A 12,176-nucleotide genomic window follows, 5' to 3' on the forward strand; every position below is an offset into this window, starting at 1 on the left:
CGGACACCCTCGTCGGACGGACGATAAGGTCGTCTTTACGATGAGGGGCCACCCCCGCGCTTCACACCGGGGCCTGACGGCGACATGGTGACAGCGACGCCTCCAGCGATGCCGACGACGAGACAACTGACGAAGGACCGACTGAAGTGAATATCCGCTCCCTCACTCGAGGCGACGGCGTGGTGATCGGAGCAGCGGTGTTGCTGTTCATCGCGTCGTTCCTCAGCTTCTACACGGCCGACGGCTACAGCGGGGCCCCGAACGCGTGGGATTACCTGTACATGGGCCTCGGCGTCTACTTCGGCGGTGTGATCGCGGCCGCGCTGATCGCCGTCAACCGGATGCTGCCGCAGCCTCGCAAGGTCGCCGGTCTGGACCTCGGCACGGTCGGTGCGTCGTTCGCCGTCATGGTGCTGTGGGTCCTGTTCTGGTCGCTGGTGGACGTCCCGGACGGCCTCAGCGCCGGCGGCGGTCTCATCCTCGGCTTCATCGCGGCGCTCGTCCTGGCCGGCGGCGCCATCGCCGGCCCGCTGGTCCCCGCCCTCCAGGCCGCCCTCATCCCGGCCCCGCGCCCCATCGCCCCCCAGCCCTACGGCGCCCAGCCCCCCGGCGGCTACGGCTACCCGGGCGCCGGTGCCCCGCAGCCCGGGCAGCCCTACGGTGCCCAGCCGCAGCCCGGGCAGCCGTACGGTGCGACCGGGCCGCAGCCCGGGCAGCCGCAGCCGGGGCAGCCGACGCCTCCCGCCTCGGACTTCTCGCCGTTCTGGTTCGCCGTGCCGGTGCCGCGGCCGCTCTTCGCGGAGGACGGTTCGCAGACGCCGATCGCCGAACTGGCGCCGGGTACCTGGTACCTGGCGGTCGAGCAGCGCGGGCCGAACCTGGTCGCGCAGACGCAGGACGGCCGTCGTGGCGTGCTTCAGGACACCTCGGGGATCCAGCGCGGCTGATCCCGGAGACCGACGCGTACGGCCTCTCGCCCTTCCGGGCGGGGGGCCGTTGTCGTACAGTCGCCTCCCCGACCAGCAAACTGACACACCGTCAGGAGGCGGCAGCGATGCGACTCGGTCTCGCGCTCGGCTACTGGGGGCGTGACCCCAACCCGGCCCATGTGCAGCTCGCGCAGGAAGCCGAGCGGCTCGGTTACGACTCCGTGTGGACCGCCGAGTCCTGGGGGTCGGACGTCTTCACGCCCCTCACCTGGATCGCCGCCCACACCACAACCATCAGGCTCGGCACCGCCGTTGCCCAGATGGCCGCCCGCTCCCCCACCACCACCGCCATGCACGCCCTCACCCTCGACCATCTCTCCGGCGGCCGCGTGATGCTCGGCCTCGGGCTGTCCGGGCCGCAGGTAGTGGAGGGCTGGTACGGCCGACCGTTCCCGAAGTCGCCGCTCACCGCGACACGGGAGTACGTCGATGTCGTACGCCAAGTCCTCGGGCGCGAGGGGCCGGTTGAGGTCGACGGGCGCTTCCACTCCCACCCCTACCGGGGCGAGGATGCCACCGGTCTCGGCAAACCCCTCAAGCCGATCACCCACCCCCTCCGCCCCGATCTGCCGATCCTCCTGGGCGCCGAGGGCCCGAAGAACATCGCCCAGACGACCCGCATCGCCGACGGCTGGCTCCCCCTCTACTGGTCCCCCACCCGCCCCGAGGTCTACGAGGCCTCCCTCGCCGACGCCCCCGACGGCTTCCTCGTCGCCCCCATGGCCCAGGTGCGGGTCTGCGACGACGTACGCGAGGGTCTCCTCCCCGTGAAGACCATGCTCGGCTTCTACATCGGCGGCATGGGCCACGCGGCCCGCAACTTCCACGCCGACCTGATGGCCAGGATGGGGTACGAGGAGGAGGCCCGGCGGATCCAGCGACTGTTCCTCGAAGGGCGCCGGGAGGAGGCGGTGTTGGCCGTCCCGGACGCCTTCGCCGACGAGATCTCCCTCGTCGGACCGCGTGAACGCATCGCCGAGCGACTGGAGTTGTGGCGCAAAGGGCCGGTGACCGATCTGCTGGCGCTGGCGCCGGACCTCGCGTCCCTGCGGGTGCTGGCGGAGCTCAACTCCTAGGCGGCTAGCCGGAGGTGAGCTGGGACGCCGACGGCACCTTGTCCGTGACCTCCGCGCCCGCGCTCTTTCCCGCGTCCTTCACCTGGTTGATGACGTCGTCGAAGGAGCCGACGACACTCGTGTCCCCCTTGCGAAGCTTCGACGGGAGGTCCTTGAGGGCGTCGATCCCGGCGGTGAGCGGGGCGACCGCCTTGGCGAGGGTGGGGTCGGACTGGGCATTGCGGGTGGCGGCCTTGAGGCGGTTGTAGGCGAAGGTGCCCGCCAGTCCGGCCTTGACCAGGGCCAGCCTCCGCCCGTCCGCGCCGCTCTTGAACTTCCCGGCCCGCCACGGCTTCACGATCCACTGGTACGTCGCTCCGGCGGCGAGGCCCGCGTTCGTCACGAACCGGGTCTTGGCGAACTTCTGCCGTTCCGCCGAGGTCGTGGGGGTCGCCGCCGTGGCACTGGCACCGGCGCTGTCACTGTCGTCGCCGCCGCAGGCCGTGGTCGTGGCGAGCAGGGCGCAGCAGAGGGTCAGGGCCACGAGGAGGCGGCGGATCGATACGGGCACGGGTGGTCCTCCGGGAGCGGTGCGGAGCTTCTCCCCGCAGCGTCGACCCGGCCCGTGGGGTGCGCCACCCGGGCGTACCCGTTCGGGTTTCATCCAGGAAATGGCGGCAACACGATGGTTATGTCCCCTCGATATAGCGGTGCCAACTCGGCCGGCACGGTCATAGCGATCGTGGCCGACATCATGGCCCTCATCCTGGGCCTGTGGATTCTGATGTACCTGCTGGACGCGAACCGCGCGAACGACTTCGTGCAGTTCATCCACGACGCCGCCCGCTGGTTGGCGGGCTGGTCGTACGACCTGTTCACGTTCGACGAGGCGTGGGCGCGAGTTGTCGCCGGGTACGGCTTGGCAGCGGTGGTGTACTTGTTCGTCGGACACGCCATAGCCAACCGAGCCCACCGCCACTGAGCCGCAACGCTCAGGCGCAGCAGTCCGGGTCCAGGCCACGCGGAAGGTGTTCGCCTCCGAACACGGCGCACGTCGCTTCATGGCCACCCAGTGCGGCCACGGCCAGGAGCAACGACCCGGCCGTCCAAGTGGTCAGTTCCCGCGGCCAGATCGCCCCGTCCTCGAAGACGTAGCCCGTCCAGTACAGCCCGCTCTGCGGATCCCGCAGGTGCTGGATCGACTGAAGGATCTCCAGCGCGCGGTCGGACTCGCCCATCGCCCAGAGCGCGAGGGCGAGTTCGGCCGACTCGCCGCCCGTCACCCACGGGTTGGGGACGACACAGCGCACCCCGAGGCCGGGGACGACGAAGCGGTCCCAGTCCGCCTCCATACGGGCCTTGGCCTCCGCGCCCGTCAACGCGCCGCCCAGGATGGGGTAGTACCAGTCCATGGAGTAGCGGTCCTTGTCGAGGAACCGCTCCGGGTGGCGGCGGATCGCGTGGCGCAGAGCGCCGAGCGCCAACTCCCAGTCAGGCTGCGGCTCTTCGCGCTGTTCGGCGATCGCTAGGGCGCAGCGCAGGGCGTGGTGGATCGAGGACGAACCCGTCAGCAGGGCGTCCGTCGTGAAGGTGCCGTCCTCCTCGCCCTTCCAGCCGATCTGGCCGCCGGGCTGCTGGAGCCGCAGGACGTATTCCACGGCCGCGTACACCGTCGGCCACATGCGGTCGAGGAACGTGTCGTCGCCCGTCGACAGGTAGTGGTGCCACACGCCCACGGCTATGTAGGCGACGAAGTTGGTCTCCCGGCCCCGGTCGGTGACCTCGTCGTGCGCCCCGTCCTGGTACGCGGCGTACCAGGAGCCGTCCTCGTTCTGGTGCCGGGCGAGCCACTCGTACGCCCGCTCGGCGGCCTCGTGCTCGCCCGCCGCGTCGAGGGCCATCGCCGCCTCGGTGTGGTCCCAGGGGTCGAGGTGGTGGCCGCGGAACCAGGGGATCGCCCCGTCCTCGCGCTGCACGGCGAGGATGCCGGCGACGGTCGCGGCGGCCTGCTCGGCGGTCAACACCCCGGGCAGGACGAGGTGTTCGGTGCGCGGGGTCGTCACCGGGCGTCCACGGCGGGCAGGTGCGGCTTGGTCGCGTACGCCACGAAGCTCTTGCCGATCAGGGGGTTGAGGGCCTGCTCGGCGACCCGGGTCGCGAGCGGCTTCTTCATGATGTCCCAGACCAGGAGCTTGTGGTACGCCTTCACCGGCAGCGCCTTGTCGTTGTCGACGCCGAACGCGCACTTCAGCCACCAGTACGGCGAGTGCAGCGCGTGCGCGTGGTGGGTGCCGTACGGCTTCAGGCCCGCCTCGCGGATCTTCGCCAGCAGTTCGTCCGCCTTGTAGATGCGGATGTGGCCGCCCTCGACCTCGTGGTAGGCGTCGGACAGCGCCCAGCAGATCTTCTCGGGGCCGTAGCGCGGGACGGTGATGGCGATGCGGCCGCCGGGCTTGAGCACGCGGACCATCTCGGCGAGTACGCCCTTGTCGTCCGGGATGTGTTCCATGACCTCGGAGATGATCACGACGTCGAAGGACTCGTCCGGGAAGGGAAGCGCGAGGGCGTCGCCCTCCATGGCCGTCGCGGTGGCGCCCTCAGGGGCTTCCCCCGCCTCCTTCATCGCCGCGAACCACTTCGCGACCTCTCTGATTTCCTCGGCGTTCTGGTCGAGGGCCACGACCTGGGCGCCCCGCCGGTAGCACTCGAACGCGTGCCGGCCGGCGCCGCAGCCGAGGTCCAGGACGCGGTCGCCCGGGGCGAGCGGGAACCGGGAGAAGTCGACGGTCAGCACGTGGCCCTGCTTTCGGAATAGGTGCTTGTGGGGGCGGCGGAGTGATCGGTCGAGGTCGAGGTCGCGGGGGCGCCGATCGCCTCGCGGTACCTGGCCACCGTGCCCTCGGCGGCCCGGGCCCAGGTGAAGTTCTCCAGTACGCGCTCACGGCCGGCGCGGCCGAGGCGTACCCGCAGCCCGGGGTCGCCCAGCAGTCGGCCCAGGCCGGATGCCAGTGCCCCGGAGTCCCCCGGTGGTACGGCCAGGCACGTCTCCCCGTCCCGGCCCGCGACCTCCGGGATCGCTCCGCCGGTCGTCGCCAGGAGGGGCGTGCCGGTGGCCATGGCTTCCGCCGCCGGGAGGGAGAAGCCTTCGTAGAGGGAGGGGACGCAGGCGACCTCCGCCGAGCGGACCAGGTCGACAAGTTCGGCGTCCGAGATGCCCTTGACGAACTCGACGGCGCCGCCGAGGCCGTATCGCTCGATGGTCGTGGCGACCGGGCCCTCCTCGGGGCGTTTGCCGACGACGACCAGGTGGGCGTCGGGGTGTTCGGTCCGTACCTTCGCGAGGGCCTCGACGAGGTGGACCAGGCCCTTGAGGGGGACGTCGGCGCTGGAGGTGGTGACGATGCGGCCGGGGATCTTCCGTACCGAGGGATCCGGCGAGAAAAGGTCGGTGTCGGCGCCGATGTGGACGACGTGGAGGCGGTCGTCGCGGACGCCGAGGTGGTCGATGATCTCCTGGCGGGAGGTGCCGGAGACGGTGAGGACCGAGGGGAGGCGGACCGCGACGCGCTTCTGCATCCGGGTGAAGGCGTACCAGCGGCGCTTGCCCCAGCGCTGGCCCCAGCCCTCCGCCGCATCCAGCTCCAACTGGCGGTCCACGGTGATGGGGTGGTGGATGGTGGTGACGAGGGGGGCGCCGATGTCGCCCAACAGCCCGTATCCCAGGGTCTGGTTGTCGTGGACGACGTCGAACTCGCCGCGCCGGGCGCGCAGATGGCGGCGGGCGCGGAGCGAGAACGTCAGCGGCTCGGGGAAGCCGCCCGTCCACATCGTGCCGACTTCGAGGGCGTCGATCCAGTCGCGGTACTCGTCGCGCCCCGGGGTGCGAAAGGGGTCCGGGGAGCGGTACAGGTCGAGGCTGGGCAGTTCGGTGAGGGAGAGGCGGTGCGCGTAGTCGGCGCCCTCGTCGAGGACCGGGTACGGCTGGGAGCCGATGACCTCGACGCGGTGGCCGAGGCGGGCCAGTTCGCGGGAGAGGTGGCGGACGTAGACGCCCTGGCCGCCGCAGAACGGGTTTCCCTTATAGGTGAGGAGTGCGATGTTGAGCGGTCGCTCGCCGTCCGCTGCCGGGTCCTCCTGGGACCCCGCCTGACTGGCCTCAGCGGTCACTCCGGGCCCCCTTCTCCCTGCTATTTCCCGCGAGATTACGCCGGGACGCTAATCTAGAACAAGTTTCAGACTTGATCGTTCAAGAGGCTCTGAATCTACCGGCAGGTAGGGGCGCGGTGAGCAGTGGATCAGGTGATTCACGCCACGGCCGAGGTCCCTGCCATGCTGTGTGATCATTCACCCTCACCGACCGTCACGGAACGGGATCCATGCCTGCGGAAGTGAGCACCCAGCGACCTGCCTCCCCGCCTCTCACCGAGCGGCAGGAGGCCCGCCGTCGCCGCATCCTGCACGCGAGCGCGCAGCTGGCGAGCCGGGGTGGTTTCGACGCGGTGCAGATGCGGGAGGTCGCGGAGTCCTCGCAGGTGGCGCTGGGCACGCTGTACCGGTACTTCCCGTCCAAGATCCATCTGCTGGTCGCCACGATGCAGGACCAGCTGGAGCACATGCACGGCACGCTGCGGAAGAAGCCGCCGCAGGGCGAGTCGGCGGCGGAGCGGGTCGCGGAGACCCTGATGCGCGCCTTCCGCGCCCTCCAGCGCGAGCCCCACCTGGCCGACGCGATGGTCCGCGCCCTCACCTTCGCCGACCGCAGCGTCTCCCCCGAGGTCGACCAGGTCTCCCGCCAGACCACGGTGATCATCCTCGACGCGATGGGCCTCGCGGACCCGACGCCGCAGCAGCTGTCCGCGGTCCGCGTCATCGAGCACACCTGGCACTCGGCCCTCATCACCTGGCTCTCGGGCCGCGCCTCCATCGCCCAGGTCAAGATCGACATCGAGACGGTGTGCCGCCTGATCGACCTGACGACGGCGGACACCGGGAACTGACCCCGCACTCACCTGGTACATGACCTGTACCATGAAGTGATGGGACTCAAGCGCACCAATGTCTATGCCGACGAAGAGGACCTCACCCTGATCAAGGAGGCCGCCGCCCGCATGGGTGTCTCCGAGGCCGAGATAATCCGCGAAGGCATTCACCGCATGGCCCTGGCCACTCGCGTCTGGGACGAGCCTTTCCTCTCCGACGAGGAGACCTTCGACCTGGGCGGCCCGGTCGCGTCGGCCGACATCCGGGCCGCGGTGACCTCCGCCCACGACAGCCGTGACCGCCAGGCCGGGGAGCGGGCCGGGTGATCGCGGTCGCCGACACCTCCGGTCTCCTCTGCCTCTTCAACCGCTCCGACCCGGACCACCTGGCGGCCCGGAAGGCAGCCGATCAGTGCAGCCTCCTGGTCGCCACGCCGCCGGCCCTGACCGAGGTGCACCACGTCGTCACCGCCCGTGCGGGACGCGGTGCCGCCGACGCGGTCCTCCGCTCGCTCTCCCAGCGCGTACGGCAACTGCGCCTCGCCCTCGCCGAAGTGACTCCGGACCTCCTGGACACAGCCGTGACCGTGCGTTCCCGGTACGACTCCCTGAACCTGGACCTCGTCGACGCGGTGAACGTGTGCCTGGCCGCCGAGTACCAGACGGACGCCGTGCTGACCCGGGACCTGCGGGACTTCCGCGCCCTGCGGCCGATCAGCTCGGCCCACACCCACTTCCGCGTGCTGCCCGACGACCTGTGAGGCCCGCCCCTACTCCTCCGGCGGGAACACCGGCTCCCCCGTCCCCAGCAGCGTGATGACGATCGCCTCCACCGGGCAGCTCTCCGCAGCCGCCAGGACCTTCTCGTTGGCGTCGGTCTCCGGGTCGACGGGATGGGACTGGCGGCCGGTGTCGAGGCGGAAGCCGTCGGGGGCGTGGTGGACGCACTGGGCGGAGCCGATGCAGATGGAGCGATCGACCTCGACCTGCCAGCGGTCACCCATGGCCGCTCACGCCTCCCAGCCGGCCGGGAGGTGGATCATCTTGTGTTCGAGGTATTCGCCGAAGCCCTCGGGGCCGAACTCCCGCCCAAGGCCCGAGTTCTTGTAGCCGCCGAACGGGCCCAGCATGTCGAGGCTGAAGGTGTTGACGTTGTACGTGCCCGTCCGCACCCCCCGCGCGAACTCGATGCCGTGCGCCACGTCCGCCGTCCACACGCTGCCGCTGAGCCCGTAGTCGGAGTCGTTGGCGATCTTCTGCGCCTCGGACTCGTCGCCGTACGGCAGCAGGCAGATCACCGGGCCGAAGATCTCCTCGCGGGCGATCCGCATGGAGTTGTCGACGTCGCCGAAGAGGGTCGGCTCGACGTACCAGCCGCGGTCCAGGCCCGGCGGACGCCCGCCGCCCGTGAGGATCTTCGCGCCCTCCTCCTGGCCGATGCGGATGTAGTCGAGGTTGCGCTGCTGCTGCCGCTTGGCCACCAGCGGCCCCACCTGCGTCGCCGGGTCCAGCGGGTCGCCGACGACCAGCGCGCTCGCCGCCGCCGAAAAGGCGTCCGCGAACTCGTCGTAGCGGGAGCGCGGGAGGAGGATGCGGGTCTGGGCCACGCACGCCTGGCCGTTGTTCATCCAGGCCGCCGAGACGATCCCGGGCACGGAGGTCTCGATGTCCGCGTCCGGCAGCACCACCGCCGCGGACTTGCCGCCCAACTCCAGTGTCACGCGCGTGAGATGGCGCGAGGCCACCTCCATCACCCGCTTGCCCGCCGCCACCGAGCCGGTGAAGGAGACCTTGTCCACGCCGGGGTGCCCGACCAGGTACTCGCTGACCTCACGGTCGGCGGGCAGGATCGACAGCACGCCCTCCGGCAGCCCGGCCTCGCGCGTGATCTCGGCGAGGAGATACGCGTCCAGCGGCGACTCGGGCGACGGCTTCAGCACCACCGTGCAGCCGGTCAGCAGCGCGGGCGCGAGCTTCGCGGCGGCCACGAACTGCGGGACGTTCCAAGGGACTACGGCCGCGACGACGCCCACCGGTTCGCGCCGGACGAGGAGTTTGCCGAGGACGCCGTCGCGCTGCTCCTCGTACGTGTAGTTCCGCGCGACCGTGATCGCCGCGTCCCACACCATCATCGCGCCGAGCGCCTGCGCGAGGACGCTCCAGGAGTACGGCGATCCGTTCTCGGAGGAGATCACGCGGGCCATCTCCTCGTGCCGGGCGAGGATGCCGTCCTTGATACGGCCGACGACCTCGATGCGCTCGTCGAGCGTCAGCCGCGGCCAGGGTCCTTCCTCGAACGCCTGCCGCGCCGCCGCCACGGCCCGGTCCACGTCTTCCCGCGACGCGTGCGGGACGCGTCCGATGACCTCCTCGGTGTGCGGGGAGATCACCTCGATGACGTCCTTGCCCAGGGGGTCGGTCAACTCCCCGCCGATGAACAGCTGTCCGTGTTCCACGAGCTCGGTCATGGCGACTGCCTCCCCGGGAGCTGACTCTGACGGTTCATCAGATACCGGAACTGATACCAGTTCCCCTCGGAGGAGTCCACAGAGCTCACATGGACGAGCCGACAATGATCCTTTGCCGACAGGTGACTTGGGCTCCCATCGAAACCCGTTCTAGTTATAGTGGCGAGAACGCGGAGACGGGGGAGCCCATGACACAGCTCGCACCACAGGTCACCGACCACGGCGGCGGCGTCCGCTCCATCCATGTACCCATCCCCGACAACCCCCTGGGCTTCACGCTCGTGTACGTCGTCGACACCGACCGAGGTCCGGTGCTGGTCGACACGGGCTGGGACGACCCGGAGTCCTGGGACACGCTCACCGCGGGGCTGACCGCGCTCGGGACGGTGGCCGGGGAGATCCACGGAGTGGTCATCACCCACCACCACCCCGACCACCACGGCCTGTCCGGCAAGGTCAGGGAGGCCTCCGGCGCCTGGATCGCAATGCACGAGGCGGACTCGGCGATCGTCCGCCGCACCCGCGAGACCGACGCGAGCCGCTGGCTGTCGTACATGTCGGCCAAGCTCACGGCGGCCGGCGCCCCGGAAGCCCACGTGGCCCCGCTGCGCACGGCCCGCCCCCGCCGGCTCCCCGGCTTCTCCCCCGCCGTCCCCGACCGCGAGATCGTCCCCGGCGAACTCCTCCCCCTCCCGGGCCGCCGTCTGCGCGCGATCTGGACGCCGGGCCACACCCCCGGCCATGTCTGCCTGCACCTGGAGGAGGAGCATCCCGCCCAACTCCCGGGCCACGGCCGCCTGTTCTCCGGCGACCATCTCCTCCCCGAGATCACCCCGCACATCGGCCTGTACGAGGACCCCGACGACACCACCGTCACCGACCCCCTCGGCGACTACCTCGACTCCCTCGAACGCGTCGGCCGCCTCGCCCCCGCCGAGGTGCTCCCGGCCCACCAGCACACTTTCACCGACGCGGCGGGCCGCGTACGGGAGTTGCTCGCCCACCACGAGGAACGCCTCGGCGACCTCCTGACGTTGCTGGTCGAACCCCTCACCCCCTGGCAGCTCGCCGAGCGCATGGAGTGGAACCGGCCCTGGGACCAAATCCCCTACGGATCAAGGAACATCGCGGTCTCGGAGGCCGAGGCGCATCTGCGGCGGCTGGTGAAGCTGGGGCGGGCGGAGGCGGTGACGGGGAGCGAGCCGGTGACGTACGTGGCGGTGTAGACGTACGTGGCGGTGTAATCGGCTCGCGGGGCGTGCGGCGGCGCTGCTAACAAGGGGACCATGGACCCTCTGAACTCTCTGGACCCTCTGGAGCAGCTCCTCGCCGAGCGCGCCTGTGAGCGCCTCGTCCTCGACTTCGTCCACCGCCTCGACATCGGCGACCCCGGGTCCGTGGCCGAGCTGTTCACCGAGGACGGCAGCTGGGAGTGGCCCACGCCGGGGGACGGGCGGCGGTTCGAGGGGCGGGCGGCACTGCGCGAGTACTTCGGGTCGCGCCCCGAGGACCGGCTGTCGCGGCGCGTGATGTCCAACGTCCTGGTCACGGTGACGTCTTCGGAGACGGCGTCGGCGACCTCGTACTTCACGACGTACCGGGTCGACGGCTACGGCGGCGGCATCGTGCCGCCCGGCGCGCCGGTCCAGGTCGGGCACTACGAGGACACGTTCCGGCGTACGGGGGACGGGAGTTGGCTGCTGGCGTCGCGTGCGCTGCATCTGCCGTTCGGGGGACCGACGCCTCAGGCGTCAGCGGTGAGCGCGTAGTCGAGGCTGCCACGACGGCCTTCACTTCGGCCTTCACGACGGCCAGTACGACCTGATCAACTCCTCCGCCTCACCGAGCAGTTCGACCTCCCGGCGGCTCATCGTCGGGTTGACGGCCCGCCGTCGCCGCGCCTCCGCCAGCCCCTCCCCGGTCGCCCCCGAGGGATCCGCGAGCAGCGCGGCCAGCATCGAGCCCGCCGCCTCCGCGAAGGGTTCGTCGCCCACGGCGACCTGGGCGAGGATCACCGCCGACATGCCCCAGTCGAGGCCGGGGTCGCCCTCCTCGGCGTTGGCCCAGTCGATGACGTAGGGCCCGTCGGGGGTGAGGATGACGTTGTCCGGATGCAGGTCCAGATGCACGATCCGCCCGGGGATGGCGTGCAACCGCCGCAGCAGCCCGGCCAGTTCCTCCCCCGCCTCCCGAGGCCCGATCCGCCCGGCGGCGAACGCGCCCAGCATCGTCGGCCCGTACAGCCGCTCCATGACGAGGTCGGTCCGCGAGCAGTCCTCGACCCGCACCCGGGGCACGGGGTAGCCATGCCCCCGCACCCGCTCCATCACGGCCGCCTCGGCGAGCGCGTCGCCGTACGGGTGCCGGGCGCGCCGCAGCACCCACGCCGCGTCGATCTCGTACACGTCGGAGGCCCGCCCCGAGCCGATCCGTCTCCCCGTCGCGATCCCCATGCCGGTGAACCTACCCGGCGCACAGCCGCCTCTCAGGGGGCTTGTTACGTGCCGGTAGAGTGGCCGGGTCGTCATCACACCCGTACGGGGGGAAGCCGGTGCAAATCCGGCGCTGACCCGCAACCGTGAGCCGCCCCACTCCCCGGGACGGCGAGCCGGATCGCCCCGCACGGTTCTAGTGACCGGCTCACGTGCATCGGCAACGGCCGCTGCACGGCACCGTCGAGGCATA

At 70.8% G+C, this 12,176-nt stretch carries 15 protein-coding genes and 1 riboswitch; of the genes, 8 read left to right on the forward strand and 7 right to left on the reverse strand.

Annotated elements, in window-relative coordinates:
• The first annotated feature begins 179 nt into the window (after positions 1–179).
• Together ABZ928_RS50620 and ABZ928_RS50625 are read left to right on the forward strand one after the other, a co-directional pair.
• On the forward strand, positions 180–947 hold the full coding sequence (locus ABZ928_RS50620) for a hypothetical protein (protein WP_361536090.1): 768 nt from the start codon (positions 180–182) through the stop codon (positions 945–947).
• A gap of 107 nt (positions 948–1,054) precedes the next feature.
• The gene (locus ABZ928_RS50625) at positions 1,055–2,065 is read left to right on the forward strand and encodes an LLM class F420-dependent oxidoreductase (RefSeq protein WP_361536092.1); all 1,011 of its coding nucleotides are present in this window, start codon (positions 1,055–1,057) and stop codon (positions 2,063–2,065) included.
• A 4-nt stretch (positions 2,066–2,069) separates the two neighbouring features.
• Here ABZ928_RS50625 and ABZ928_RS50630 read toward each other — a convergent pair whose 3' ends face one another.
• Positions 2,070–2,615, reverse strand: coding sequence for a hypothetical protein (locus tag ABZ928_RS50630; RefSeq protein ID WP_361536094.1), 546 nt, complete (start codon positions 2,613–2,615; stop codon positions 2,070–2,072).
• A gap of 120 nt (positions 2,616–2,735) precedes the next feature.
• Here ABZ928_RS50630 and ABZ928_RS50635 point away from each other — a divergent pair, with 120 nt between their 5' ends.
• The gene (locus ABZ928_RS50635) at positions 2,736–3,026 is read left to right on the forward strand and encodes a hypothetical protein (protein ID WP_361536096.1); all 291 of its coding nucleotides are present in this window, start codon (positions 2,736–2,738) and stop codon (positions 3,024–3,026) included.
• A gap of 10 nt (positions 3,027–3,036) precedes the next feature.
• Here ABZ928_RS50635 and ABZ928_RS50640 read toward each other — a convergent pair whose 3' ends face one another.
• Genes ABZ928_RS50640 through ABZ928_RS50650 form a run of 3 tightly spaced genes read right to left on the reverse strand, consistent with a single transcriptional unit; the run spans position 3,037 to position 6,211 of the window.
• Positions 3,037–4,107, reverse strand: a complete 1,071-nt coding sequence (locus ABZ928_RS50640) for a prenyltransferase/squalene oxidase repeat-containing protein (protein WP_361536098.1) — start codon at positions 4,105–4,107, stop codon at positions 3,037–3,039.
• A complete protein-coding gene (locus tag ABZ928_RS50645; protein WP_361536100.1) occupies positions 4,104–4,838 on the reverse strand; it encodes a class I SAM-dependent methyltransferase in 735 nt (244 codons plus the stop codon). The genes ABZ928_RS50640 and ABZ928_RS50645 overlap by 4 nt, the downstream gene beginning before the upstream one ends.
• Positions 4,832–6,211: a glycosyltransferase family 4 protein gene (locus ABZ928_RS50650; RefSeq protein WP_361536102.1), complete on the reverse strand. Its 1,380-nt coding sequence runs from the start codon at positions 6,209–6,211 to the stop codon at positions 4,832–4,834. Before ABZ928_RS50650 ends, ABZ928_RS50645 begins: the two co-directional genes overlap by 7 nt.
• 209 nt (positions 6,212–6,420) lie before the next feature.
• On the opposite strand from ABZ928_RS50650, the gene ABZ928_RS50655 reads away from it, so the two are divergent.
• The 3 genes from ABZ928_RS50655 to ABZ928_RS50665 are packed head-to-tail and all read left to right on the forward strand — an operon-like array spanning position 6,421 to position 7,784.
• Positions 6,421–7,041 carry a TetR family transcriptional regulator gene (locus ABZ928_RS50655; protein ID WP_361536104.1) on the forward strand — a complete coding sequence of 207 codons (621 nt, stop codon included), beginning with the start codon at positions 6,421–6,423 and terminating at the stop codon, positions 7,039–7,041.
• Positions 7,042–7,080: 39 nt separating this feature from the next.
• Positions 7,081–7,350, forward strand: coding sequence for a CopG family transcriptional regulator (locus ABZ928_RS50660; RefSeq protein WP_361536106.1), 270 nt, complete (start codon positions 7,081–7,083; stop codon positions 7,348–7,350).
• Entirely contained in the window at positions 7,347–7,784 is a 438-nt protein-coding gene (locus ABZ928_RS50665) for a PIN domain-containing protein (protein WP_361536108.1), read from the forward strand. Before ABZ928_RS50660 ends, ABZ928_RS50665 begins: the two co-directional genes overlap by 4 nt.
• A gap of 9 nt (positions 7,785–7,793) precedes the next feature.
• Here ABZ928_RS50665 and ABZ928_RS50670 read toward each other — a convergent pair whose 3' ends face one another.
• Positions 7,794–8,027, reverse strand: a complete 234-nt coding sequence (locus ABZ928_RS50670; RefSeq protein WP_361536110.1) for a ferredoxin — start codon at positions 8,025–8,027, stop codon at positions 7,794–7,796.
• A 6-nt stretch (positions 8,028–8,033) separates the two neighbouring features.
• Entirely contained in the window at positions 8,034–9,491 is a 1,458-nt protein-coding gene (locus tag ABZ928_RS50675; RefSeq protein ID WP_361536112.1) for an aldehyde dehydrogenase, read from the reverse strand.
• A 188-nt stretch (positions 9,492–9,679) separates the two neighbouring features.
• Here ABZ928_RS50675 and ABZ928_RS50680 point away from each other — a divergent pair, with 188 nt between their 5' ends.
• Positions 9,680–10,717, forward strand: coding sequence for an MBL fold metallo-hydrolase (locus ABZ928_RS50680; protein WP_361536114.1), 1,038 nt, complete (start codon positions 9,680–9,682; stop codon positions 10,715–10,717).
• 60 nt (positions 10,718–10,777) lie between these two features.
• Positions 10,778–11,260 (forward strand): nuclear transport factor 2 family protein, encoded by a 483-nt coding sequence (locus ABZ928_RS50685; protein WP_361536116.1) that lies wholly within the window; start codon positions 10,778–10,780, stop codon positions 11,258–11,260.
• 33 nt (positions 11,261–11,293) lie between these two features.
• Here ABZ928_RS50685 and ABZ928_RS50690 read toward each other — a convergent pair whose 3' ends face one another.
• The gene (locus tag ABZ928_RS50690; RefSeq protein ID WP_361536118.1) at positions 11,294–11,944 is read right to left on the reverse strand and encodes a phosphotransferase; all 651 of its coding nucleotides are present in this window, start codon (positions 11,942–11,944) and stop codon (positions 11,294–11,296) included.
• A 47-nt stretch (positions 11,945–11,991) separates the two neighbouring features.
• Positions 11,992–12,128, forward strand: a riboswitch (cobalamin riboswitch).
• The last annotated feature ends 48 nt before the right edge of the window (positions 12,129–12,176 follow it).

Source organism: Streptomyces sp. NPDC046909 (assembly GCF_040644695.1).
Taxonomy (GTDB): Bacteria; Actinomycetota; Actinomycetes; order Streptomycetales; family Streptomycetaceae; genus Streptomyces.